The organism is Thiohalorhabdus sp. Cl-TMA, from assembly GCF_041821045.1.
Classification (GTDB): Bacteria; Pseudomonadota; Gammaproteobacteria; order Thiohalorhabdales; family Thiohalorhabdaceae; genus Thiohalorhabdus; species Thiohalorhabdus methylotropha.
The window spans coordinates 1-23,215 of sequence record NZ_JBGUAW010000007.1; the positions used below are offsets into that span (position 1 = coordinate 1).

Here is a 23,215-nt window from a genome sequence, read left to right on the forward strand (position 1 = left end):
GAGGTCCTCAAGGCCTACTACGAGTCAAACCCCGACCGCTTTCGGAGGAAGCCACATAATCCCCCGAGTCCCGACATATAAGGATCGGCCCCGTCCGACCCGGCCCTGAACCTCTGACTCAACCCTTACGGCTATCTCTGCCTTACCCGCCACCCCTGCACCCACCGATAAACCACCGGAATCACAATCAAGGTCAGGATAGTGGTCGTCACCATTCCCCCCACCATGGGCCCGGCGATACGCTTCATGACCTGCGAGCCGGTGCCGTGGCCGATCATGATGGGCAGCAGGCCCAGCGTGGTGGCGAGCACGGTCATGGCGATGGGGCGGATGCGGCGCAAGGCGCCGTCCATGATGGCCTCACGCAGGCCGCCTTCCTCTTCCAGTCGGCCTTCCTCCCGGTAGCGCTGCACGGCCAGATTCAGGTAGACGAGCATCACCACGCCGATCTCCACCGCCACGCCGGCCAGGGCGATGAAGCCCACCCCCGCGGCGATGGAGAGGTCGTAGCCGAGCAGGTAGAACAGCCAAAAGCCCCCCACCAGGGCGAAGGGCACGGTGCCGAGGACCACGGCCACCTCGGTGAGGCGGCGGAAGTTCAGGTACAGCAGCAACGCGATGATCACCAGGGTCAGCGGCACCAGGAGCTGCAGCTTGGCCATGGCCCGCTGCATGTACTCGTACTGCCCGGACCAGGTGAGCGAGTAGCCGGGCGGGATGTCCACCTGCTCCGCCACCGCCTTTTTCGCGCGCTGCACGTAGGTGCCGATGTCCACGTTCTGGATGTCGAGGTAGACGTAGCCATTCAGCCGGGCGTTGTCGCTCTTGATCATGGGCGGGCCGGTCTCCACCCGGATGTCCGCCACCTGGGTCAGCGGCACCTGGGCGCCCGTCGGCGTGGCCACGCGCACCTGGCGCAGCTCCTCCAGGCGGTCGCGGTACTCGCGCGGGTAGCGCAGGTTGATGGGGTAGCGCTCGCGGCCCTCTACGCTCTGGGTGACGTTCATGCCGCCCACGGCGGTGCGCACCACCTCCTGCACGTCGGCGACGTTCAGGCCGTAGCGGGCGGCGAGCGCGCGGTCCACGTCCACCGAGACGTAGCGGCCGCTGGCGGTGCGCTCGGCGTAGGCCGACGCCGTGCCCGGCACCTCGGCGAGCACCTGCTCGATGCGCCCGGCGAGCTCCTGGATGCCGGCGAGCTCGGGGCCGGCCACCTTGATGCCCACCGGGGTCTTGATGCCGGTGGCGAGCATGTCGATGCGCGTCTTGATGGGCATGGTCCAGGCGTCGGTGAGGCCGGGGATGTCGATGGCCCGGTCCAGCTCCCGTTTCAGCTTCTCCACCGTCATGCCCTCCCGCCACTCGGACTTCGGCTTGAGGGTGATGGTGGTCTCGATCATGGTCAGCGGCGCAGGGTCGGTGGCGGTCTCGGCGCGGCCCACCTTGCCGAAGGTAGTCTCCACCTCGGGGAAGGACTGGATGATCTTGTCGGTCTGCTGCAGGAGCTGCTTGGCCTTGCCGATGGAGATGCCCGGGTCGGTGGTGGGCATGTACAGCAGGTCGCCCTCCCACAGCGGCGGCATGAACTCCGTGCCGAGCTTGCTGTAGGGGTAGTAGGTGGAGGCGAGCACGGCCACGGTGAGGGCCACGGTGGTCTTGGGGAAGCGCAGGGCGGCGCCGATCACCGGCCGGTAGGCGGCCGTCACGGCGCGGTTCACCGGGTTCTCCGACTCGCCGCGGATGCGGCCGCGGATGAAGTAGCCCATGAGCACCGGCACCAGGGTGATGGACAGCCCGGCGGCGATGGCCATGGCGTAGGTCTTGGTGAAGGCGAGCGGCGCGAACAGCCGGCCCTCCTGCGCCTCCAGGGCGAACACCGGCACGAAGGACAGGGCGATGATGAGCAGGCTGAAGAACAGCGCCGGGCCCACCTCCACGGCGGTGCGGCGCACCACCTCCCAGCGCTCCGCCTCCGGGTCGCGCTCCAGGTGCTTGTGGGCGTTCTCGATCATGACCATGGCGCCGTCCACCATGGTGCCGATGGCCAGGGCGATGCCGCCCAGGGACATGATGTTGGCGTTGATGCCCTGGTAGTACATGACCACGAAGGCGCCGAGGATCCCCAGCGGCAGGGCCACCACCGCCACGAAGGTGGAGCGCAGGTGGAACAGGAAAATCAGCGCCACCGCGGCGACGATCAGCAGCTCCTCGATGAGTCGATCGCGCAGGGTGTCCACGGCGTCGGTGATCAGCCCGGAGCGGTCGTAGGTGGGCACGATCTCCACGCCCTCCGGCAGGCCGTCCTTGAGCTTCTCCAGGCGCGCCTTCACCCGGTCGATGGTGGCCAGGGCGTTCTCGCCGTAGCGCATGACGATGATGCCGCCGGCCACCTCGCCGTTGCCGTTCAGCTCCGCCACGCCGCGGCGCAGCTCCGGCCCAAAGCGCACCTCGGCCACGTCGCGGATGTGGATGGGCGTGCCGTCACTGTCCACGGCCACGGGGATGGTGCGCAGGTCGTCCAGGGAGTCCACGTAGCCCCGGGCGCGCACCATGTACTCCGCCTCGGCCATCTCCACCACCGAGCCGCCGGCCTCCTGGTTGCCGCGCTGGAGCGCCTTTTTCACCCGGGACAGCGGGATCTCCAGGGCGAGCAGCTTCTCCGGGTCCACCACCACCTGGTACTGGCGCACCATGCCGCCCACGGCGGCCACCTCGGCCACGCCCTCCACGGTCTGCAGCTCGTACTTGAGGAACCAGTCCTGCAGGGAGCGCAGCTCGGCCAGGGAGTGCTGCCCGGTGCGGTCGACTAAGGCGTACTGGTAGATCCAGCCCACCGAGGTGGCGTCGGGCCCCAGGGAGGGCTGGACGCCGTCGGGCAGCTCCGAGGCGGCCTCGTTGAGGTACTCCAGCACCCGCGAGCGGGCCCAGTACATGTCGGTGCCGTCCTCGAAGACCACGTAGACGTAGGAGTCGCCGAAGAAGGAATAGCCGCGCACCGCCTTGGTGCCGGGCACGGAGAGCATGGTGGTGGTGAGCGGGTAGGTGACCTGGTCCTCCACCACCTGCGGCGCCTGGCCGGGGTATTCGGTCTTGATGATCACCTGGACGTCCGAGAGGTCCGGAATGGCGTCCAGGGGCGTGCGCAGCATGGCGAAGATGCCCCAGCCCAGGAGCAGCAGCGCACCGACCACCACCAGGAAGCGATTAGCCAGGGACCATTCGATGACGCGGCGGATCATGAATGGGCCTCCGGGCCGGCATCAGCCCCCCTGTGGGAGCGGCTTCCAGCCGCGACAGAAAACCCTAAGCTTTCCCGAATCCCAAACCGAAAGGCGTCGCGGCCGGAGGCCGCTCCCACTGGGGGCATTACCAGCGCGTGCTCTTCGGAGGCCGCCTTCACAGGAGGCATTGCGGCAGCGGGCACCCGATCCCGATCGCGCTGAGCCATCCCTTTGGTCAGGATTGCCCACCCGGAGGAGGCCTTGGTGGCAGCGGCCTCCCGGCCGCGACGGCTTCCGACCGCAATAGGCCGGGTTAAGGCCCCCGAACGATTCAACCGAAAGGCGTCGCGGCCGGAGGCCGCTCCCACGGGGGGCGTTACCGGGGCGTGCTCCCCGGAGGCCTCCTCCACGGGAGGGATTGCGGCCTTGGGCGCCCGATCCGGGGCGAGCCGAGCCGTCCCCTTGTCGAGGATTCCCCACTGGGAGGGGATCCCTGTGGGAGCGGCCTCCTGGCCGCGACGCTTCGATTTCCCACCCCACTTGCCCGGCTCTCCGCCCCCATCCAGGCCGGGCGCGCCCAGCAGGGAGGTCTTCTCCTCCATGGAATGGCCTTCATGGTCCATGGGGGAACCGGCATCCTCCTCCATGGACTCTTGGTCCATGTCGCCGTGATTCATGGAGTCACCGGAGCCGTCCTTCCGCCCCCTGTTCGTGTCCCCGTGATCCATCCCCTCCATGTCCTTCTTCTTCTCCCCCGAATCCATGCGCTCCATGGCGGCGCCGAAGTCGCTCTCGGCGTCGAGCAGGAACTGCCCCGACGTGACCACCTTCTGCCCGGCGGCGAGGCCCTTGCGGATCTCCACCCACTCGCCGGACTCCACGCCGGTTTTTACCTTCACCGGCCGGAAGCGGCCCTCGCCGAGGGCGGTGACCACCACCTCACGCTTGCCGGTGCGGATCACGGACTCGCGCGGCACGGCGATGACGTCCTTTTGCGGGTCGGCGTGGATGACCGCCTTGGCGAACATCTGCGGCTTGAGGGTGCCGTCGGGGTTGTCGAAGACCAGGCGGGCGTTGACGGTGCGGGTGTCCGGGTCCATGTAGGGGTATACGTAGTCCACCTTGCCCCGCCACTCGCGGCCCGGGTAGAAGGGCAGCTCCAGGGTTACCGGGTCATTCTCCGCCACCCACTCGGCCTGGTAGGCGTAGACGTCGGCCATGACCCACACGGTGGACAGGTCCGCCACGGTGTAGAGGTTCTTCTCCGGGGTGACGCGCATGCCCTCGCGCACGCCGAGCCGGGTCACCACCCCGGCGTGGGGCGCGCGCAGCACCACGGTGCGCTGGATCTCGCCGGTGCGGCGCAGCTCCTCGATCTCCTCGGGGGCGATGCCGTAGAACAGCAGCCGCTCGCGGGCCTGACGCACCATGTCCTCCATGGGCGAGACGGCCCCGGAGCCGCCCAGGCGCTGCTGGCGGCGCAGGGCGAGCAGGTATTCCTCCTGCGCGGTGACCAGCTCCGGCGAGTAGATCTCCAGGATGCGCTCGTCCACCGAGACCCGGTCGCCCTCGGCGTCCAGGTAGAGCTTCTCCACCCAGCCCTCCACCCGGGTGTGGATGTGGCTCACCTTGCGCTCGTCGTAGGTGACCGTGCCCACCGTGCGCAGGGTGCGGTTCAGGGTGCGGCGCTCGGCCTGGGCGGTCTTCACGCCCAGGTTGTTCACCACCTCCGGGCTGATCTCCACCGTGCCGGGCTTGCCCGCCGCCTCGTCGGCGTAGACGGGCACCAGGTCCATGCCCATGGGCGACTTACCGGGCTTGTCGCGGCGGTAGGAGTCGTCCATGGGCGCGACCCAGTAGAGGACCTCGCGTTCCTCCTCGCCGCCGTCGTCCCTGTTGGCGGCCTGGCCTCCGGAGCCCTTGCCGCCGGATGCGGCGCCGCCGGTTTCCAGGCCCAGCCAGGTGGGTTGGTAAACGCCCACCCCGTAGAGTGCCCCAACGCCCAGGGCCACGCCGATTACCAGGAGGAGGGTGGATTTCAGAGTCGAGCTCATTGGGTGCTTCCTTGGCGAATCGGGTTGTCCGGAGCGGGCGTTGATGGAGCCAGACCGCCGTGGGAGCGGCTTCCAGCCGCGACGATCCGTTTTCCGTTTCGAGAGCCACCCATGGGAAAGGCGTCGCGGCCGGAGGCCGCTCCCACGGGAGGCGCCGATACCGTTAGAGGACGATCCCGGCCGCGACGCTCGAAACCGGCCTCAATCCGCATGACCGGCTCCCTTCCCCCCGGCGGCCAGGTACAGCAGGTCCGCCTTGGCCTGCTCGGCGTCCACGCGCAGCCGCCAGAGGTCGAGCTGGTGCTGGAAGTCCTCGATGCGGGCGCGCACCAGGTCGAGGAAGCCCAGGCGGCCGGTGGTGTAGGCGGCCACGGAGGCCTCCACGGTCTGCTCGCTCTCGGGGAGGATGGTGTCCTCGAACAACGCCACCCGCTCGCGAGCCGCCTCCAGCGCCGCCCGCTTGGATCGCGCGGTGCTGCGCAGGTCGAGGAGCATGGTCCGCCGCTGGCGCTCCAGGGCGTCGCGCTCGGCAAGGGCGGCGGCGAGCATGCCGTCGTGCTTCGCCTGGTTGAAGATGGGCAGGGACATGCGGAAGCGGGCGGTGACGAAGTCCGCCCAGGCGCCGCCGTCGGGCTCGCTGCCGGGCCGGTGGCCATAGACGAAATCCACGCCCATGTCCGGGTAGTAAGCCTTCTCCGCCAGGTCCACGCCCGTGCGGCGCCGCTGGATGCGGGCCTCCATGGACTGGACGCTCGGGTGGTCCGCCAGACCTTTCGCGAGGGCCTCGCGGGCGGGCGGATCGGGAAGCTCCGGCAGGGCGTCGGGCAACCGGAAGCGGCCTTCCCGCCCGGCCAGGAGGTTGGCCAGGCGGCTATCGGCGGTGGCCTTGCGGCGCTCCAGCTCGGCGCGCTTGTCCAGGAGCTTGTCGCGCTCCAGATTGGCGAGCAGCACCTCCTGCTGCAGGCCCTTGCCCACCCGGTACTGGGAGCGGGCGATGGCCAGCAGCTCCTCGAACAGGGCCAGGTTCTCCTCCACCACCGCCAAGGCCCGGTCCAGATAGAAACGCTCCAGCCACGCCTTGCGCACCCGGCGCACCAGCTCGGCGCGGGTATCGGCCCGCTTCCAGCGGTAGGCCTCGCCCTTCTCCTGCGCCCGGCGCTCGCGCAGCGCCAGGGTGCCGGGCGCCGGGAAGTCCTGGTGGAGGCCCACCTGCACCTGGGTCATGGGCTCCTGGTCGAGGGCGAAGGTATCCGTGGGCACATTGGATAGGCCCACCGACATGCGCGGATCGGAAAGCGTGCCCTCGGCCACGGCGCGGCGCTCGGCGCCACGGATGCGCGCCTCCAGATCGGCCAGGGAGGGATGGTTCTGGAGGCTGCGGGACTCGGCCCGCTCCAGGGTAAGCACGGGACCCGCCGCCGGCGCGGCGGCCAGGGACCCGGCGAACAGGCACAGGAACAACGACAGGGAAATACGCACGGAACCGCTCCTGAGCAAGGACAGGACGCATACCGCCGGCGCCCTGCCGGACGCCGGCGCCCTACGGAGCGGTTCGGATCAAATCAGGAAGCGGCGAAGGGAGAGATAGCGGGGAACGGGTCCGGTTGCACGGCTCGGCGCCGGTCCGGCGCGGGATTCGGGGAGCCGGGCGGGCGCCGCCTTGGGCGCCGGGTGGGCCGGCAGGGCCGCCGGCAGAACGCCTGGGCCGTTGCTGTCCAGCGCGGCGCGGTTGGCTTCCAGGTCGCAGTGGAAGCAGGTGTCGTCGCCATGATGCCCGCCGCCGTGATGCCCCTGGTCGCCGGGCGCGCAGTGGGCGCACGCCTGCTCCGCCATCCCCGTGCCCATGGCCGTGCACGGCGCCCCGGCCACCAGCAGGGCCAGGGCCCAGAGGACGGTCAGCCAGCGCCGGGGAAGGGCGCGGGAATCGGCGGGGCGGAGGTTCATGGCTTCGGGGTCTGCTCCTTTTTCAGACAGAGCATGGCTCTGATTGGGTCCGGAACGGCATCCTAGCCAAGAGCGCCCCTTCGGGAAAAGGCGTCGCGGCCGGAGGGCGCTCCCACCAGGGGCAGGGCCGCCGTGGGTGGCCGCTTGCCGCCGGGCGCGGCTTCTTTCCCTGCAAGGCTCCCCATCCAGAGTAGGCCCCTGTGGGAGGGACCTCCGGTCCCGACTGGTCGGACCGGGGAGCCCAGAACGTTCAGGTCGCCGGTGCCTGGTCGAACAGCGCGTGGAGGATCTGCTCCTGCTGCACCACCAGATCCGCCAGCGTATAGCTGTCCAGGACGGCCAGGAAGGCGTCGCGCGCCTCGCCCAGGGCCGTTCGCAGCCGGCACGGGGCGATGATGGGGCATTCCGTGCCGACGCAGTCGATGATGTCCAGGTTCTCTTCCATGACGCGCACCACCGCGCCCACCCCGATCTGCTCGGGGGGCATGCCCAGGCGGATGCCACCGCCCTTGCCACGCACGGTCTGCAGGTAGCCCTCGCGGCCCAGGACGTTGACCACCTTCACCAGGTGGTTGCGCGAGATCTTGTAGACCTCCGCCACCTCGGTGATGGTGGCCAGCTCGTTATTGCGTGCCCCCAGGTACATGAGCACCCGCAGGGCGTAGTCGGTATGTCGCGTCAGACGCATGTTCTTCCCCTTCCAGAACCGACATTCTAATCGCTCCGGTGCCCGTCGGCTAGGCGGACGCGCGCCCTGCCCGCCTTGGACACCTCCTCTATTAGGGGTTGCTTTTGGAACCGGTCAAATTTAAAGTTGTACTAACAATGCAACTTTAACGGAGGAGGCCCCCATGCACCAGGAGATCGCGTGGCAGGTATCCCTGCTGGGGATCCTGTTCATCGCCGCGGTGTTCCTCTTCGTGTTCCTGCGCTCCAGCGATTCCACCGAATACGGGCCCGTCCAGAAGCGCTTCTACCGGGTACGGGCGTTCTGGTTCTGGGCGCTGGTGGCGGTAGGCGGCTGGCTGTCCGTGGAGACGCTGGCGAGCCTGCCCTACGCGGCCACCCACGGCCAGGCCGAGCAGTCCCCGGCGGTGGCCGTGGATGTAACCGGGCACCAGTGGTACTGGGACATGAGCCGGACCGAGGTTCCCGCCGGACGCACCGTGGAGTTCCGCATCACCTCCGCGGACGTGAACCACGGCTTCGCCATCTATAACGCCGACCGGGAGGTGGTGGCCCAGACCCAGGCCATGCCCGGCTATACCAACAAGCTGCGCCACACCTTCCGCGAGCCGGGCACCTACAAGGTCATGTGCCTGGAGTACTGCGGCCTGGCCCACCACAACATGACCGCGCAGATCACGGTCACGGCCCGCGAAGGCTGAAGGGAGGAAAAAGCCATGAGCAATCCGTACCAGCCCGACACCGAGCTCGGGCGTCCCGAGCGCCAGGTGGTGCTGGCCTACATGGGCACCGCCGGGATTCTGCTGCTGCTGATGATGGCCTTCGGCCTGATTATGCGCCTCGCGCAGGGCGACCTGCTGGGCGTCGCCCCCGACTGGTTCTACCGCATCCTCACCCTGCACGGCACGGGCATGGTGGGCCTAGCGGGACTCGCCGGCGCCGGCATCATGTGGTACTTCCTGCGCAAGCACGTGCACCTGTCCCTGCCGGTGGCCTGGACCAACCTGGTGCTGTTCCTGATCGGCGTGGTGCTGATCCTGGGCGGCGTCCTGGCGGGCGGCTACGCGGGCGGCTGGACTTTCCTCTACCCCCTGCCCGCCAAGCCCATGGGCATGTGGTCCACCACCGGCGCGGCCGCCTTCCTCACGGGCCTGCTGCTGATCGGCGTGGGCTTCCTGCTGCTGCACCTGGACACGGCGCGCGGCATCGTCGCCCGCTACGGCGGACTGGGCAAGGCCCTGGGCTGGCCGCAGCTCTTCGGCCGCAACGACGGCAACGCGCCGCCGGCGCCGGTGGTGGCCTCCACCATGGTGCTGATCGTCAACATCCTGGGGCTGGTGTCGGGCGCGGCCATCGTGGTGATGAGCCTGATCAACCTGTACTTCCCGGCCTTCCAGGTGGACCCGCTGCTGGCCAAGAACATGATCTACTTCTTCGGCCATGTGTTCATCAACGCCACCATCTACATGTCCGTGATCGCGGTCTATTCCCTGCTGCCGCGCTACACCGGCCGGCCCTGGAAATCCAGCACCAAGGCCTTCCTCGGCGCCTGGACCGCGTCCACGGTCATGGTGGTCATCGTCTACCCCCACCACATCCTCATGGACTTCGCCCAGCCCCAGTGGCTGCACGTCATGGGGCAGATCATCTCCTACACCAGCGGCCTGCCGGTGCTGGTGGTGACCGCCTACGGCGCCATCACCATCCTTTACCGCAGCGGCATCCGGTGGGACCTGGCCTCCGGGCTGCTCACCCTGTCCGCCTTCGGCTGGGCCGCCGGCACCATCCCCGCCATGGTGGACGCCACCATCGTGGTCAACGAGGTGATGCACAACACCCTGTGGGTGCCCGGGCACTTCCACTTCTATCTGCTGCTCGGCGTCATGGCCATGGCCCTGGGCTTCATGATCTGGATGGCCCGCACCTACGGTAACGGCAATAGCAGCTTCCTGGACGGGCCCGCCTTCTGGCTGTACGCCCTGGGCGGCCTGGGCCTGGTGGGCATGTTCCTCATGGGCGGCCGCGAGGGCGCGCCGCGGCGCTTCGCCGAGTACCTGGAGCCCTGGGTGCCCTATGCCCAGTGGGGCGCGCTGTTCGCCGCGCTGGTGCTCCTGGCAACCACCGTGCTGGTGGCACGCTTCTTCGGCCAGTTCCTGGCCGGGCGGCAGGAGGCGTCGGATGCGCGCGTGGCTTAGCGCCATCGGGGCGGCCGTCCTGGGGACGGCCGCCCTCTTCTGGGGAACCGACGGCTTCCGGGCCCTGACGGCCGAGACCGCCCGCCGGATCGCCGTGTCCGAGCACCCGCGCGCGGTGCCGGACCTCCGCCTCCAGCTGCAGTCGGGGGCGGAGGCCCGGCTCCGCGATCTGCGCGGCGAGCTCGTGGTGGCCACCTTCATCTACACCCGCTGCACCACCATGTGCCCCATGCTCGGCCTGCGCATGAAGCGGATCCGCGCCGCGCTGCCCGAGGGCGCGGCGGGCGCTGAGGTCCACCTGCTGAGCCTCAGCTTCGACCCCGAGCACGACACGCCGGACCGGCTGGCCGCCTACGCGGGCCGGTACGGGGCGCGGCCCGGCCACTGGTGGGTGGCCCGGCCCCGGAAGGGCCTTGAGGGGATACTGGATACCTTCGGTGTGGTGGTCCTGCCCGACGGCCGGGACGGCTTCCGGCACAACGGCGCCTTCTACCTGATCGACCGCGCGGGCCGGCTCACCGGCATCTATCCCGACGACAAGCCGCAGCGGGTGGCGGCGGCGGTGGAGGCGCGCCTGTGATTCTTGCATGCCGCATTCGCCCCCGCCGACTCCCGGGTGCCCAGCCCGCCGGACCCTCCGAGAAGTCGGGACCGGGAGGTCGCTCCCACAGGGCGCTGTTCGGCCAGGGCGAAGCCCGAACGGCTGGACCTCGATTCGGGCAGACACCGGGGATTCCGGAATCCCCGCAGACCATGGAGAGAAAGGCGGCCCCATGACCCGTCCCCGCCCAGTTCCTCCGGTCCCCGCGGTCCGGGGTGGCCGCTGCTCCCGCGGAAAACCGGTTGGCCGTCGTGGGAGCGACCTCCCGGTCGCGACATGCTCGAAGGAGCGCGCCCGTTGGATACCCGGCAGCACCCCGGCGCTTGCTTTCCCCGATAGGGGGTCGCCGCCTGAAAGCCGCTCCCACGGGGCCCGGTTCGGGGGCTGGGAGCCCCGGAAGGCGGCCCCATGACCCGCGCTTCCCGCAACGCCCTGGCGGCCGGGCTCGGCCTGTGGGCTCTGCTCGCCCTGCCGCCCTTGCGGGTCGGCCTGGAGGCCACGCTCGCCGGGCACATGGCGGTCCAGCTGCCCCTGCTGGTGGCGGCGGGCTGGTGGCTGGGCCGGGTGCCCGGACCGGTGCGGGCGGACGAGCTGGCCGGCTTCAACCGCTTCGGGGCGCCCGGCGTGCTGCTGGCCGCCTTCACCCTCGCCTTCTGGCTGCTGCCCCGCTCCCTGGACGCGGCCCTCCAGGATCCCGCCTGGGAGGCGGCCAAGCTCCTGAGCGTGCCGCTTCTGGCGGGCGTCCCGCTGGGCCGCAGCTGGCCGCGCCTGCCGGGCCTGGGCCGCGCCGCGCTGTGGGCCAACCTCCTGCCCATGCTGGGGGTGATGGGCTGGGTCTACATCCAATCGCCGGTGCGGCTCTGCAACAGCTACCTCCTCGACCAGCAGGACCTGCTCGGCCGGGTGCTCCTGGGCATCGCCGCGCTGCTGGGGCTGTACTGGGTGGGCTGGACCTTCTTGGGAGGGCTGGGCCGCCGCCTGGCCCGGGAAACGGACTAGCGGGAAGGGAGAGGGCGATCCAGAGGACCAGGGAGCGGCCGGGGCGGGCCCCGGCCGCGCTCCGGAGGCGCTTCTAGAAGTGCAGCAGCATTCCGCCGGTGAGGTGGGAGAGGTCCGCCTCGATCCGGGTGTACTCCACGAACCCGGAGACCTGGCTGTTGAAGCGGTACTGTCCGCCCAGGCCCCAGCTCAGGCCGATCTCGCTATTGCCGTCGTCCCCTTCCGGATTGATGTCCTCCCAGAGCAGGCCGAGGCGGCCCTTCAGCGAGACCCGGCGGTCGGGCAGCGGCACCATGTAGGTGGCGTAGCCGCCCAGGGTGGTGAAGCTGACATCTCCATTGCCACCGCGGAAGCCGTCCCGCTCCGGCTCGAAGAGGGAGTGCGTCAGCTCGCCTTCCAGCCCGAAGCCGGGGGATACGCGGTCCATCCGCACGCCCGCCTTCAGGGACATGGCCACGCCGTCGTCGAACCCGGGCACGGACTGGACCGCCAGGCCGGCGCCCAGGTATCCCGGGTTTTGCGCCCCGGCCGCCGGACTACCCACCGCCAGCCCGGTTATGAGGACTCCCGCGCCAAGCGTTCGTCTAATCACTATCCACTCCCTTTTTCTCGTGCGTTTCATGCTTTGTCCGACGCGGCCGGGCGGATGCCCGGCCGCCTTCCGTTACCGGGACAGTGTCCCGGGGCAGCAATCCATCATGACACCTTGCGCGGGCGGAATCACCTGCCGCTGACCGGCGACACCCGGGCACTCGGCGGGTTTGGGAAGGGGGGACGGCAGCGAGTCGGAAGAGGGGGCGGCGGGAGCGCCCGTCAGCCTGCGGAGACGGCGTCCAGGGCCGCCAGCAGGGCGTCGTTCTCCTCGGGAGTGCCCACGCTAATGCGCAGGCCGTCGGCCAGCTCCTCGGGCTCCGGAAAGTAGCGGATGAGCACGCCGCGCGCCTTGAGTGCCTCGTACCAGGGCCGGCCGTCGCCGTCGGGGACACGGGCGAACAGGAAGTTGGCCTGGCTCTCGGCCACGCCGAGGCCACGCTCGCGCAGGGCCGCGGCGAGCCGGGTCCGTTCGCCGATCACCGCGTCCAGGTTGGGGCGATAGGCGTCGAGGTTGTCCAGGGCGGCGGTGGCCGCGGCCTGGGCCAGGGCGTCCACGTTGTAGGAGTCCCGCACCTTGTGGAGCTGCGCCGCCGCCTCGGGGTGAGCGAAGCCCAGGCCCAGGCGCAGGCCCGCCAGGGAAAAGCCCTTGGAGAAGCTGCGGGTGACGATCAGGTTGGGATGGTCGGCGAGCAGGGAAAGGCCGTTGTCGTCGGCGAAGTCGGCGTAGGCCTCGTCCAGCACCACCGGCGCATCCACCGCCCGGCACAGGGCCGACACCTGGTCCAGGCCGCAGGCGAAGCCGAAGGGCGCGTTGGGCCGGGTGATGAGCACCAGGGCGGGGTCCGCGTCGGCGATGGCCCGGATCAGCAGGGACCCCCCCACCCCCCAGGGCACCTCGCGGTAGGTGCCACCCTGGATGGCGGTGAGGGTCCCGTAGAGGGAGTAGGTGGGCGCGGGGGCCACCACCTTGGCACCCGGGGCCACGAAGGTCCGCAGCAGCATGGTGAGCAGGTCGTCGGAGCCGTTGCCCACCACCACCTGGTCCGGCTCCAGGCCGTAGGCCCGGGCGGCGGCCTCGCGCACAGGGCGCGCATCGGGCACCGGATACCGGCGCAGCGCCGGTCCGGCCACCTGCTCACGGATGGCCGCCAGGACCACCTCGGGCGCCGGGTAGGGATTCTCGTTGGTGTTGAGCTTGATGACGCGCTGGCCGGGCGCGGGCTGCTCCCCGGGCTGGTAGCCGGCCATGGCCTGGATCTCGGGGCGGGCCCGATGGGAAATTGACATGCCTTCTCTGCCCTACCCTACACTGACGGTCCGTTTTCCGCGGGAAGCTGCAAGACCCCCACTGTCCAGCGAGGATAGCCATGCACAGCATCGAAGTTCGCCGGCCCACCGAGGAAGAGCTTCAGGACCTCGGGGTCCGTGACTGGCCGCTCTGGGAGAAGGGCGAATCCCGCTTCCCCTGGACCTATGACGAGCAGGAGGTGTGCTACCTCATTGCGGGCCGCGTAACCGTGGAGCCCGAAACGGGAGCGCCGGTCACCTTCGGCGAAGGCGATCTGGTGACGCTCCCGCGGGGCATGCGCTGCACCTGGGACATCCACGAAGCGGTGCGCAAGCACTACCGGCTCGGCGAGGAGTGAAACGGCGGCAGGGCCTGCGCGGGGCGGGTCCTACGCTTCGTTCTGCTCCTTGTACTGCTCCAGCTCGGGCACGCCCTTGGCGTCCGGGATGCGAAGCTCGTTGGCGTTGACGAACTTCACCAGCTGCTGGAACAGCTCCGGGCGGTAGTTGCGCAGCTCGGGGTCGACGAGCAGGCCCTTCACGCCGTTATAGACGGTGGGCTTGATGTGCGGGGAATAGTGCAGCCGGTTATCCTCACCGAAGGAGGCGGCGTTGCCCGCGAACCGCTCCACCCAGTCGCTGGGCCGGAACTTGCCGCCGCTCAGGGTGACGCCCTCGATTACGATCATCTCGTCCTTGGAGGCGGCGCCTCGGGGCTCGCCCTCGCTATCGCTCATTTCCGGCAGGAAATCGGCCTGCGCTTCCCGCTGCTCCGTTTCCGACGAGGTAGCAATGCTAACAGCCATTTGTTTAAATCCAGAACGTTCGAGACCCGCGCAGCACCGGATAGAGCACTGCCCAGGGAGCTCATGGTTGATTTAGGGTGGATAAATTAGAATTTTCAATATTAGCATTAAGTGGTTCTCTATTCAATTTCGACCTAACCCGCATGGGGTAAGCCTCCTTCCACGGGCGGCAAGCAGCCGGCCGAGCCCCGTTCTCGATTCCCGATAAGAAAGAGCCATCGGACCGCGCCGGAGCCAGCCCGGCGCGGTCCGCGAACCCAGGAGCCATCATGCGCTACAGCCCGCTTGGCGAAAGTGACCTCCAGGTATCCGACATCTGCCTGGGCACCATGACCTTCGGTGACCAGAACTCCCGCGACGAGGCCCACGCCCAGATCGACCGGGCCCTGGAACGGGGGGTCAACTTCATCGACACCGCCGAGCTGTACCCGGTTCCGCCCAAGGCGGAGACCTATAGCCGCACGGAATCCTATATCGGCGACTGGATCGCCAAGAACCCCGGAAAGCGCGGCGACATCGTGCTGGCTACCAAGGTGGTGGGCCGCTCGCAGATGCTGCCCTGGATCCGCGGCGGCGACGAGCTGCCGGTGGTGGACCGCAGCAACATCGAGCGGGCCATCGAGGGCAGCCTGGAGCGCCTGCAGACCGACTACATCGACCTGTACCAGATCCACTGGCCGGACCGGAACGTGCCCAAATTCGGCGAGGCGCGCTTCGACCCGGAGCGCGATTGGGAGGCCCATCCGGTGCGGGAGCAGCTCGAGGTGCTCAAGGAGCTGGTGGACGCGGGCAAGGTCCGCTACATCGGCCTATCCAACGAGACGCCCTGGGGGATCATGCAGTTCGTGCGCATGGCGGAGGAGCACGGCCTGCCCCGTCCGCTGTCGGTGCAGAACGCCTACAACCTGATCAACCGCGCCTTCGAGAACGGCCTCGACGAGGTGAGCTACCGTGAGAACGTGGGCCTGCTGGCCTACTCCGTGCTCGCCTTCGGCCACCTCACCGGTAAGTACCTGGACGGCGGCCAGCCCGAAGGCGCCCGGCTGACGCTCTACCCGAAGTTCGGCAACCGCTACGCCAAGCCCGGGGTGGAGCCCGCCTGCCGGGAATACGTGAACCTGGCCCGCGAGGCCGGCCTGGACCCCGCGCAGATGGCCCTGGCCTTCGTCCGCCAGCGGTTCTTCACCGCCAGCACCATCATCGGCGCCACCACCATGGAGCAGCTCGACGCCAACCTCGACAGCACCGAAGTAACCCTGGACGAGGATCTGCTGCAGGCCATCGACGACATCCACCGGCGCTACACCAACCCGGCGCTCTGAAGGCCGGCATGGCCGCCCCGGAGGGGCATTCCGGCCAAATTCGTCGTTTTGTGGGAGCGACCTCCGGTCGCGACGCCTTTCCCCGACTCGGCTAGTCGCGGGCGGGGGCCACTCCCACGAAGGGGGCCGGTTGGCAAGGGAGCCCTGTGGGAGCGGCCTCCGGCCGCGAGGAATCGCTTCTGCCCACCGGGGCAGTCGCCAAGCCCCCGGAGCAAGCCAAAGCGCTCGCATCGGGGGCCTATTTCCCCCGCAGAGGCCGCGGTCGGGGCGGGCCTCAGTCGGTCCGCGGATAGAGGGGGAAGTTGGGGGCGGGCGGGTTGAGGACCCGGTGCAGCCGCCTGCGCGGTAGGGGGGGGCCGGGGCGGGCCCTGCCCACGCGCATCACCAGCTGCGGATGTTCGCAGCCGAGCAGTTCGGCGGTCCGCGGCCGAACCCCGGGATCGGCGGTGAGGACCGCTTCGGGACCGAGAGCCACCCCGGCATGGGCCAGCTCCAGGCCGAGGCGCTGATAGGCCCGGCCCGCGGCGAGCCATCCCCGGGGATCGTCCCGCTCCGTGGCCAGGACGAGCAGTGCCGGGGCCTTGCGCATGCGCCGGGCGGCCTTGCGCTTCGGGTGAAACAGCCCGGGCATCCGCAGCATGGCCCGCCGCACGGCTTCCGCCAGCCAGCCGGGGACCCGGCGCCGCCGCAGGAGCGGCATGCCGTCCCGATACTCCTCCAGCGCGGCGGTGTCCTTGCGCAGCCAGTGCAGCAGCTCGCGGCGAAAGGCGGGCCGCCGCCACTGGTCGCCCACGGCCTCGGCGGCGAGATCCGCCACGGCTTCGCGCCCGGCTTCCGCCACCCAGTCCAGCCGGACGGCTTCCAGCTCCAGGGAGCCCACCATCTCGCGCATGGCGGTGTCGGCGGTGCCGTGCAGCGGGCCGTGCGCGGTGCGCCGGAGCGCCTGCAGCTCCACCCGGGGGTCCGGATCGGGGAGCGCCCCCGGCTCCCCCAACCGGATGCGGGCCACGGTGGCCCCTTCCTCCCCTTCCGGAAACCATTCGAGAGTCGGCGCGTGTCCCAGGTCCGCAGCGGCGATCAGGAAGTTCTCCAGCGCCGCGCCAAGGGCCAGGAACTGAAGGCGCCCCTCCGGATCCGCTTCCGGTAGGCGTCGGCTGACGTCCCGCTGCAGATCCACCACGGCGGAATCCTTGCTGCGGAAGCGCCAGGGCTGCGTGTTGTAGGGGGACGGCGCCATGCCGGCCCTGCCCACGAGGTAGTCCAGCCGCCGCCCGGGCTCCGCGTCGTGCAGAAGCTGCCGGGGGTCCGGCGGCAGGCCGTCCTCTTCCGCCAATTCAGGCCTCCGTTTCCCGGTTGGTGACCCGGTCGGCGAACAGATCACGCAGGTAGGCCAGGTCCACGGCACCGTGGCCGGGCAGTGGCGCGCCCCCGAAGAGGAGCCGGGCCGGTTCGCTATCGGGCTCGCCCAGCCGGTCGTACACGGCCAGGGCCCCGGGGAATTCGCGGTTCTGGGTGTACTCGCTGGTGGTGACGACCACCGGGATTCCGGCGGCCACCGCCGACTCCACGCCCGGCGGGGAATCCTCCACCGCGAGGCATTCGGTCGCGGAGAGGCCGAGGTCGGCCAGGGCCTTGTCGTAGGCGTCCGGAGAGGGCTTCTTGGCGGCCACCTCGTCCCCGGCCACGATCACCTCGAACCAGTCGGCGGCCTCCGGGGAAAGCGTGTGGGCCAGGAGCTCCATGAGCGGCGCGCGGGTGGTGGTGGTGGCGATGGCCAGCCGCACGCCCGCCTCCCGGGCCTCCCGCAGCAGCCGCATGATGCCGCTGCGCGGCGGCACGAGGCCCGCCCGGATGCGCTCCGTGTAGACCTCGGCCTTGCGCTCGTGCAGGCCCTTGACCCATTCCCAGTCGGGCTCCGGCTCGCCCTTGCGGGCGGTCCAGTAGTGGCGGATGCGCTCCTTGCCGCCGGGCACCGCCAGCAGCTCCCCGTACAGGTCGGGGTCCCAGCGGTCCGTCAGTCCGGCCTCCTCGAAGGCCTGGTTGAAGCCCACCCGATGGGCGTCGCGCTCGGTTTCCGCGAGCGTGCCGTCCACGTCGAAGATCAGCGCCTTCAAGCCGCTCATGATCGCTCCTATCTATGCAGCCACTCCCGTCAGCGAGGAATGGATTATCCAGGATATATAAGCCACGTAGGCCGCTACCAGGACTCCACCTTCCAGGCGATTGATCCGATAGAGGCCGCGCGGGCCGTTGATGAAAAGCGGGCCCAGAAGCAGGGTCAGGCCGATGAGCACGGGCAGGTCGCGCACGATGGCGTCGGGCCCGGCGGGCATGCCGCCGATCATGGCTGGCAGACCCAGTACCAGGAGGATATTGAGCAGGCAGGAGCCCACCACGTTGCCCACCACCAGGTCGTCCTCCTTCTTGGCCACCGCGGCGAGGCTCGCCGCCAGCTCCGGGAGGCTGGTGCCGAAGGCCACCAGGGTAAGACCGATCACCAGGTCGGACATGCCCGCCAGCTCCGCCACCTCGGTGGCGCCGTACACAAGGCCCCGGCTGCCGAGGATCAGCGCGCCGAGCCCGAGGAACAGCCACAGCAGGGCCTTGCCCAGGGGCAGGGCCTCGGGGACGTCCTCGGTGACCTCCTCGAGGAAGGGGTCGCCGCTGGAGCGGCGGGAGTCGCGGAGGATCCAATAGGCGTAAGCGGCCAGCCCCAGTGTCAGCAGGAAGCCCTCCAGCGGCTGCAGCGCCTCGTCCATGATCAGCGCGCCCAGCAGAACGGTCACGCCCAGCAGCAGCGGGAACTCGCGCCGCAGTACCTTGGAGTGCACGGTGAGGGGCAGCAGGACCGCGGAGATCCCGAGCACCAGGCCGATGTTGGCGATGTTGCTCCCCACCACGTTGCCGAAGGCCATGGCGGGCACGCCGGTGAGCTGGGCGGTGAGGTTCACCAGCAGCTCGGGCGCGCTGGTGCCCAGCGAGACCACGGTGAGGCCGATGACCAGCGTGGAGACGCCTAGGCTGCGGGCCAGGCCGCCGGCGCCGTGCACGAAGCGCTCCGCGCCCCAGACCAGGAGCAGCAGGCCGGCTAAGGCGATCGTCAGATCGAGGGCGATGGACATCCAGTTTCCCCGCGTTGGCATCAGAGGCTAGGCTAGGGGCCTTCCGGGGCGGGCGGTGCTCCGCCCCTTTCCCATCCGGATCCAGGAGCTTGCCCGGCCATGGCCGACCCCAGCCAGCGCAGTAATTGGCTCATTCCCGCCGCCGTCCTGGGCGCGGCGGTTCTTTTGCTGGTCCTGCTCCACCAGCTGGTAGGCGGACCGCATCTCCCCGCGCCGGAGGACTCGACGCCCCGGGAGGCCGCCATCCGGGCGGTGCGCACCGCGCCCGCCGACCCCTTCCGGTACGGCGGCCGCACCGTGGGCAGCGTGCTCGGTCAGATCGAGCCCCGCACCGGATGGCGGGATGCCGGCTGGTCGGTCCGGCCACTCGCCGAGGGGGGCTTCCGGGTGGTCCGCACCTATCGCCGCGAGGACGGGGCGGAGCGGACCTACGCCTTCACGGTGGCGGCGGACCGGGATCGGGTCTGGCCGGCCAACGGCCGCGCCCGGTCCCTCATGCACCGGGGCCCGCGCCCCGAGGCTTGATCCCGCCCCGGCCGTCGGCGGGGAGCGGCCGAGGCCCGCAAAGTCGGGGGAGGATACCAGGACACGGCCCCCTTTGCCCGCTCCCCGACTTGGGGCGAGCAGCGGGATTCGGTTATCCTATTCACCCCGGCAGAGGCCCCGACCGCTCCCGGATCGACCCGCTTCGGAACGCGGGCGCGCCGGGCGAGCACCGCGGTCCGGGCCCGGTTTCCGGCCGAGCTCGACCCCCGCCCCGGGACCCGCCGGTCCCGGCTCCGGGCCGTTGCAATCCCCCGCCCACCGTGACGGAGATCCTTTTGAACGCGCGACTCGTGCAGCTTCTCCAGGCCGCCTTCGGGACCATTCAGGAACAGGGCCTGGTCCCCCCGGACACCGCCCCCGAGATCCAGGTGGAGCGCCCCCGGGAAGAGGGACACGGCGACTTTGCCACCAATCTGGCCATGCGCCTCGCCAAGCCCGCCGGCAAGCCGCCGCGCGAGGTGGCCGAGGCGCTGGTGCAGGCCCTGCCGGAGACCGATGCGCTGGCCAGGGTGGAGATCGCCGGGCCGGGCTTCATCAACTTCCACCTGGCCGAATCGGTATTCCAGGGCGTGGTTCCGGAGGTGCTGCGGGCCGGCGCCGACTACGGCAAGAGCCGGGCGGGCGGCGGCGAGCGGGTGCAGGTGGAGTTCGTCTCCGCCAACCCCACTGGTCCCCTGCACGTGGGCCACGGGCGCGGCGCCGCCTACGGCGACGCCCTCGCCCGGGTGCTGGACGCCGCCGGCTTCCGGGTGGAGCGGGAGTACTACGTCAACGACGCCGGCCGACAGATGAACATTCTGGCCGCCAGCGTCATGAACCGCTACCGGGACCTGGTCCAAGGCACGGAGGGTCCGTTCCCGGAGAAGGGCTACCAGGGCCCCTACATCCGCGATATCGCCGCCGAGGTGCGGACGGAATTCGGCGACGCGCTGGATTGCGGCTTCGTCTACGCCGACCAGGAAGGCGATCCCGAGAAGGCCATGGACCGCCACATCGCCGACATCCGGGAGCGCATCGGCGAGGAGGCCTTCCGCGCCGTCACCCGGCGCGCCCTGGACCACATCCTGGGCGAGATCCGGGCGGACCTGGACGCCTTCGGCGTGCGCTTCGACACCTGGGCCCACGAGCAGGAGGTGGTGGACCAGCAAGCGGTGGAGAAGGCGCTTGCGCACCTGCGGGAGAACGGCCACTTGTACGAGGCCGACGGCGCCACCTGGTTCCGCAGCTCCGAATTCGGCGACGAGAAGGACCGGGTGGTGATCCGCGCCGACGGGGTGGCCACCTACTTCGCCAACGACATCGGCTACCACTGGTCCAAGTATACCCGCGGCTACGACCACCTCATCGACATCTGGGGCGCCGACCACCACGGCTACGTGCCCCGGGTGAAGGCGGCCATGCAGGCGCTGGGCCTGGACCCGGCGGGCCTGGAGATCCAGCTGGTGCAGTTCGCCAACCTGTTCCGCAACGGCGAGAAGGTGGCCATGTCCACCCGCTCCGGCCAGTACGTGACCCTGCGCGAGCTGGTGGACGAAGTAGGCCGCGACGCGGCGCGCTTTATCTACGTGCTGCGCCGCTCCGACCAGCACATGGACTTCGACCTGGAAGTGGCCAAGCAGGAGACCGAGGACAACCCGGTCTACTACATCCACTACGCCCACGTCCGCATCCAGAGCATCCGCGCCAAGCTGGAGGCGGCCGGCGCTCCCGCCCCCGAGGCCGGGGAGCTCGCGGAGGCGGATGTCTCCCTGCTGGCGGAGGAGAAGGAGGGGCGGCTGCTGCGGCGCCTGCAGCGCTTCCCGGAGACCGTGGAGGCGGCGGCCCTCGGCCGGGAGCCGCACCGCGTGGCGCGGTTCCTCCAGGAGGTGGCCGCGGAGTTCCATACCTTCTACAACAGCCACCGGGTCCTGGTGGACGACCCCGCGCTGCTGCGCGCCCGGCTGGCCCTTGTGGAGGCGGTGCGCCGGGTCCTGGGCAACGGACTCCACATGCTAGGCGTGGAAGCCCCGGACAGGATGTAAGCCCATGGCCCGCTCCTCGAAACGCGGCCCCGCCCCCAAGCGCCGCGGCCGGCGCGGCTCCCGGCGCCGCAATTCCCGGCTCAGCCTGCTGCACGGTCTGCTGTGGTTCGCCGGCGGCATCGGCCTGGGCCTGCTGATCCTGCTGCCCTTCTACCTGCTCAGCGGCGACGATGGGGAAACACCCGCCCCGCCGGCGGAGGAGCAGGGACCTTCCAGCCCCGACCGGCCCCCGGAGCCGGAGGACACCCCGCCTCCGGAACCGCGGGCGGACCCGGCTCCGCGGGAGCGGGACGCCGACCGGGAGGAGTCGGGTTACCGCTTCTACACCCTGCTGCCGAAGATGGAGGTGGAGGTCCCGGAGCCGCCCGCCCCGGAGGCCTCTGAAAAAAAGCCGCCGACGCAGCAGCGCCGGCGGCCTTCGCAGCCATCGGAGAACGCGGAGAGCGAGCCCGTTCCGGATGGGCCGCCCGCGGTTTCCGAGGACGGGGCGTATCTGGTCCAGGTGGCTTCCTTCCGTGATGCGGAGGCCGCCGAATCCCTGAAGGCCCGCCTGGCGCTGAAGAGCCTCAAGGCGGAGGTGGTGCGCGCCGATCTGGACGCCCAGGGAACCTGGTACCGGGTGCGGCTGGGCCCCTACGCGGAGCGCTCGGCGGCCGAGACCGTCCGCCGCCGGCTTGCGGCGGACGGCATGGACGCCCTGGTCATGCGCCCCTGAGCAGCGCCGGGACGCGGCGGCCCATTCAGGAGCCCGACCCCGAGCGCAGGGCCTCGCGGATCTCCTGCTCGGGGAAGCCCTTGAACAGGCGGCCGTCGTAATAGACCGACGGCACGGAAGTCACCTGCATCTTGTTGGCGAACTCCCGGACCCGCTTCAGCCACTCCTCGCCCTTACCCGAGGACACGCATTCCCGCACCCGCTCGGGCACCTCGACGCCCTCCTCCTGCAGGGTGGCGTAGACGTCCTCCACGTCGCCCGGCTCACTGCCCTTCAGGGCGTCGAACATGCGCGATTGCCGCTCCGGAGTGGAGCAGGCCAGGACCTCGGCCTTGGGGCGGGCGTGCTTGTGCATCTCCAGCGGGAACCAGAGCAGGTAGCCGGAGAGGTCCTCCCGGTGCTTCTCGATCAGGGTATCGATGCGCCGCTTGGCCTGCTGGCAGGCCGGACAATCGGGGTCGGTGAACATGGCGAAGCGGACGGGGGCGCCCTCGGAGCCGTATACCGGCTTCAGCCCCTTCACCAGCTCCTTCCAGGACACCTGGCCGCCGGCCCACTTCTGCTTGGCCACCTCGGTGAGGTTCTGGTTGTCGGGGCCGAACAGCTGGCCCACCACCCCGAAGCCGTCCCCCACGTAGGCGGCCACTGGCTGGGCGCCGCGCTGCGGGACCTGCACCTCGAAGAGGAATTCCTTCACGCCTTCCAGGGGCGTATCGCCGGACTGCAGGAGCTTGCGGTCGAAACGCGGCGGCAGGCGGTTCTCCATGGCCTTGCGGGCCTTGTCCCGCGCATCCATGGACGGGTCGAGCTGATACATCTGGCCCATGAAGGCGTAGTCGGCGCCCTCGCGGATGTACAGCTCGATGGGGATCCAGCCACGCTGGGACTGGGCCTCGAACACCGCCTTCACCCAGCCCTCAACGGGGGCTTCGCCCATGGACTTCTTGCGCGTCTCGATGTCCGGAGGTAGCAGGGCGTCCACCACCCGCAGCGCCTTCTCCTCCACCGCCAGCTCGTCATAGGCCGCGGCCGGCCCGGCCAGAACCGTGAGTCCGATGGCCAGCGCCAGCCACCCTATCCAGCCCCTCTTTCGCAATGGTC

The 23,215-nt window shown here is 70.0% G+C and carries 21 protein-coding genes; 9 read left to right on the forward strand and 12 right to left on the reverse strand.

The annotated features are described in order from the left end of the window. Positions 1 to 131: 131 nt before the first annotated feature. The 5 genes from ACERLL_RS10630 to ACERLL_RS10650 form a co-directional block, all read right to left on the reverse strand. Positions 132 to 3,239, reverse strand: a complete 3,108-nt coding sequence (locus ACERLL_RS10630) for an efflux RND transporter permease subunit (RefSeq protein WP_373656069.1) — start codon at positions 3,237 to 3,239, stop codon at positions 132 to 134. Further along, positions 3,236 to 5,275 (reverse strand): efflux RND transporter periplasmic adaptor subunit, encoded by a 2,040-nt coding sequence (locus ACERLL_RS10635; protein WP_373656070.1) that lies wholly within the window; start codon positions 5,273 to 5,275, stop codon positions 3,236 to 3,238. Before ACERLL_RS10635 ends, ACERLL_RS10630 begins: the two co-directional genes overlap by 4 nt. 201 nt (positions 5,276 to 5,476) lie before the next feature. Further along, complete coding sequence (locus ACERLL_RS10640; protein ID WP_373656071.1) at positions 5,477 to 6,754, reverse strand: TolC family protein; 1,278 nt, start codon at positions 6,752 to 6,754, stop codon at positions 5,477 to 5,479. Positions 6,755 to 6,832: 78 nt separating this feature from the next. Next, positions 6,833 to 7,219, reverse strand: a complete 387-nt coding sequence (locus tag ACERLL_RS10645) for a hypothetical protein (RefSeq protein ID WP_373656072.1) — start codon at positions 7,217 to 7,219, stop codon at positions 6,833 to 6,835. Between the two features lie 250 nt (positions 7,220 to 7,469). After that, positions 7,470 to 7,907 carry an Rrf2 family transcriptional regulator gene (locus ACERLL_RS10650; protein WP_373656073.1) on the reverse strand — a complete coding sequence of 146 codons (438 nt, stop codon included), beginning with the start codon at positions 7,905 to 7,907 and terminating at the stop codon, positions 7,470 to 7,472. Between the two features lie 163 nt (positions 7,908 to 8,070). Between ACERLL_RS10650 and ACERLL_RS10655 the strand changes: the two genes are divergently transcribed. From ACERLL_RS10655 to ACERLL_RS10670, 4 genes are all read left to right on the forward strand, one after another. Further along, a complete protein-coding gene (locus tag ACERLL_RS10655) occupies positions 8,071 to 8,607 on the forward strand; it encodes a cupredoxin domain-containing protein (protein WP_373656074.1) in 537 nt (178 codons plus the stop codon). A gap of 15 nt (positions 8,608 to 8,622) precedes the next feature. After that, on the forward strand, positions 8,623 to 10,101 hold the full coding sequence (locus tag ACERLL_RS10660; protein WP_373656075.1) for a cbb3-type cytochrome c oxidase subunit I: 1,479 nt from the start codon (positions 8,623 to 8,625) through the stop codon (positions 10,099 to 10,101). After that, the gene (locus tag ACERLL_RS10665) at positions 10,085 to 10,681 is read left to right on the forward strand and encodes an SCO family protein (RefSeq protein WP_373656076.1); all 597 of its coding nucleotides are present in this window, start codon (positions 10,085 to 10,087) and stop codon (positions 10,679 to 10,681) included. Before ACERLL_RS10660 ends, ACERLL_RS10665 begins: the two co-directional genes overlap by 17 nt. Before the next feature lie 429 nt (positions 10,682 to 11,110). After that, positions 11,111 to 11,701 carry a hypothetical protein gene (locus tag ACERLL_RS10670; protein WP_373656077.1) on the forward strand — a complete coding sequence of 197 codons (591 nt, stop codon included), beginning with the start codon at positions 11,111 to 11,113 and terminating at the stop codon, positions 11,699 to 11,701. A gap of 73 nt (positions 11,702 to 11,774) precedes the next feature. Here ACERLL_RS10670 and ACERLL_RS10675 read toward each other — a convergent pair whose 3' ends face one another. Together ACERLL_RS10675 and hisC are read right to left on the reverse strand one after the other, a co-directional pair. Next, positions 11,775 to 12,293 carry an outer membrane beta-barrel protein gene (locus tag ACERLL_RS10675; protein WP_373656078.1) on the reverse strand — a complete coding sequence of 173 codons (519 nt, stop codon included), beginning with the start codon at positions 12,291 to 12,293 and terminating at the stop codon, positions 11,775 to 11,777. Between the two features lie 221 nt (positions 12,294 to 12,514). Continuing rightward, a complete protein-coding gene (gene hisC / locus ACERLL_RS10680; RefSeq protein ID WP_373656079.1) occupies positions 12,515 to 13,582 on the reverse strand; it encodes a histidinol-phosphate transaminase in 1,068 nt (355 codons plus the stop codon). An 80-nt stretch (positions 13,583 to 13,662) separates the two neighbouring features. Between hisC and ACERLL_RS10685 the strand changes: the two genes are divergently transcribed. Beyond that, positions 13,663 to 13,941 (forward strand): cupin domain-containing protein, encoded by a 279-nt coding sequence (locus ACERLL_RS10685; RefSeq protein ID WP_373656080.1) that lies wholly within the window; start codon positions 13,663 to 13,665, stop codon positions 13,939 to 13,941. Positions 13,942 to 13,971: 30 nt separating this feature from the next. Here the strand turns inward: ACERLL_RS10685 and ACERLL_RS10690 are convergent, their stop codons facing one another. Then, entirely contained in the window at positions 13,972 to 14,388 is a 417-nt protein-coding gene (locus tag ACERLL_RS10690) for a DUF3579 domain-containing protein (RefSeq protein ID WP_373656081.1), read from the reverse strand. Between the two features lie 269 nt (positions 14,389 to 14,657). Here ACERLL_RS10690 and ACERLL_RS10695 point away from each other — a divergent pair, with 269 nt between their 5' ends. Beyond that, positions 14,658 to 15,710, forward strand: a complete 1,053-nt coding sequence (locus ACERLL_RS10695; protein ID WP_373656082.1) for an NADP(H)-dependent aldo-keto reductase — start codon at positions 14,658 to 14,660, stop codon at positions 15,708 to 15,710. 274 nt (positions 15,711 to 15,984) lie between these two features. On the opposite strand, the gene ACERLL_RS10700 is transcribed toward ACERLL_RS10695, so the two are convergent. From ACERLL_RS10700 to ACERLL_RS10710, 3 genes are read right to left on the reverse strand one after another with little or no spacing between them, the layout of a single operon-like run. Next, positions 15,985 to 17,043 carry a nitroreductase family protein gene (locus ACERLL_RS10700; protein ID WP_373656083.1) on the reverse strand — a complete coding sequence of 353 codons (1,059 nt, stop codon included), beginning with the start codon at positions 17,041 to 17,043 and terminating at the stop codon, positions 15,985 to 15,987. 1 nt (position 17,044) lies between these two features. After that, positions 17,045 to 17,833, reverse strand: coding sequence for an HAD-IA family hydrolase (locus ACERLL_RS10705; protein ID WP_373656084.1), 789 nt, complete (start codon positions 17,831 to 17,833; stop codon positions 17,045 to 17,047). Positions 17,834 to 17,845: 12 nt separating this feature from the next. Further along, positions 17,846 to 18,832: a calcium/sodium antiporter gene (locus ACERLL_RS10710; RefSeq protein WP_373656085.1), complete on the reverse strand. Its 987-nt coding sequence runs from the start codon at positions 18,830 to 18,832 to the stop codon at positions 17,846 to 17,848. A gap of 99 nt (positions 18,833 to 18,931) precedes the next feature. Here ACERLL_RS10710 and ACERLL_RS10715 point away from each other — a divergent pair, with 99 nt between their 5' ends. The 3 genes from ACERLL_RS10715 to ACERLL_RS10725 all read left to right on the forward strand — a co-directional run bounded on the left by ACERLL_RS10715 (position 18,932) and on the right by ACERLL_RS10725 (position 22,114). Further along, positions 18,932 to 19,357 carry a hypothetical protein gene (locus ACERLL_RS10715; RefSeq protein WP_373656086.1) on the forward strand — a complete coding sequence of 142 codons (426 nt, stop codon included), beginning with the start codon at positions 18,932 to 18,934 and terminating at the stop codon, positions 19,355 to 19,357. Between the two features lie 296 nt (positions 19,358 to 19,653). Further along, positions 19,654 to 21,399: an arginine--tRNA ligase gene (gene argS / locus ACERLL_RS10720; protein WP_373656087.1), complete on the forward strand. Its 1,746-nt coding sequence runs from the start codon at positions 19,654 to 19,656 to the stop codon at positions 21,397 to 21,399. A 4-nt stretch (positions 21,400 to 21,403) separates the two neighbouring features. Next, entirely contained in the window at positions 21,404 to 22,114 is a 711-nt protein-coding gene (locus ACERLL_RS10725) for an SPOR domain-containing protein (RefSeq protein ID WP_373656088.1), read from the forward strand. A gap of 25 nt (positions 22,115 to 22,139) precedes the next feature. Here the strand turns inward: ACERLL_RS10725 and ACERLL_RS10730 are convergent, their stop codons facing one another. Beyond that, positions 22,140 to 23,210 carry a thioredoxin domain-containing protein gene (locus ACERLL_RS10730; RefSeq protein WP_373656089.1) on the reverse strand — a complete coding sequence of 357 codons (1,071 nt, stop codon included), beginning with the start codon at positions 23,208 to 23,210 and terminating at the stop codon, positions 22,140 to 22,142. Between the last annotated feature and the right edge of the window lie 5 nt (positions 23,211 to 23,215).

Excerpts from the sequence above, each read along its gene's own strand:
- ACERLL_RS10630 (WP_373656069.1), bottom strand. The coding sequence starts at position 3,239 with ATGATCCGCCGCGTCATCGAATGGTCCCTGGCTAATCGCTTCCTGGTG.
- ACERLL_RS10635 (WP_373656070.1), bottom strand. The coding sequence starts at position 5,275 with ATGAGCTCGACTCTGAAATCCACCCTCCTCCTGGTAATCGGCGTGGCC.
- ACERLL_RS10645 (WP_373656072.1), bottom strand. The coding sequence starts at position 7,219 with ATGAACCTCCGCCCCGCCGATTCCCGCGCCCTTCCCCGGCGCTGGCTG.
- ACERLL_RS10650 (WP_373656073.1), bottom strand. The coding sequence starts at position 7,907 with ATGCGTCTGACGCGACATACCGACTACGCCCTGCGGGTGCTCATGTAC.
- ACERLL_RS10655 (WP_373656074.1), top strand. The coding sequence starts at position 8,071 with ATGCACCAGGAGATCGCGTGGCAGGTATCCCTGCTGGGGATCCTGTTC.
- ACERLL_RS10660 (WP_373656075.1), top strand. The coding sequence starts at position 8,623 with ATGAGCAATCCGTACCAGCCCGACACCGAGCTCGGGCGTCCCGAGCGC.
- ACERLL_RS10665 (WP_373656076.1), top strand. The coding sequence starts at position 10,085 with ATGCGCGCGTGGCTTAGCGCCATCGGGGCGGCCGTCCTGGGGACGGCC.
- ACERLL_RS10670 (WP_373656077.1), top strand. The coding sequence starts at position 11,111 with ATGACCCGCGCTTCCCGCAACGCCCTGGCGGCCGGGCTCGGCCTGTGG.
- hisC (WP_373656079.1), bottom strand. The coding sequence starts at position 13,582 with ATGTCAATTTCCCATCGGGCCCGCCCCGAGATCCAGGCCATGGCCGGC.
- ACERLL_RS10685 (WP_373656080.1), top strand. The coding sequence starts at position 13,663 with ATGCACAGCATCGAAGTTCGCCGGCCCACCGAGGAAGAGCTTCAGGAC.
- ACERLL_RS10690 (WP_373656081.1), bottom strand. The coding sequence starts at position 14,388 with ATGGCTGTTAGCATTGCTACCTCGTCGGAAACGGAGCAGCGGGAAGCG.
- ACERLL_RS10695 (WP_373656082.1), top strand. The coding sequence starts at position 14,658 with ATGCGCTACAGCCCGCTTGGCGAAAGTGACCTCCAGGTATCCGACATC.
- ACERLL_RS10705 (WP_373656084.1), bottom strand. The coding sequence starts at position 17,833 with ATGAGCGGCTTGAAGGCGCTGATCTTCGACGTGGACGGCACGCTCGCG.
- ACERLL_RS10710 (WP_373656085.1), bottom strand. The coding sequence starts at position 18,832 with ATGTCCATCGCCCTCGATCTGACGATCGCCTTAGCCGGCCTGCTGCTC.
- ACERLL_RS10715 (WP_373656086.1), top strand. The coding sequence starts at position 18,932 with ATGGCCGACCCCAGCCAGCGCAGTAATTGGCTCATTCCCGCCGCCGTC.
- ACERLL_RS10725 (WP_373656088.1), top strand. The coding sequence starts at position 21,404 with ATGGCCCGCTCCTCGAAACGCGGCCCCGCCCCCAAGCGCCGCGGCCGG.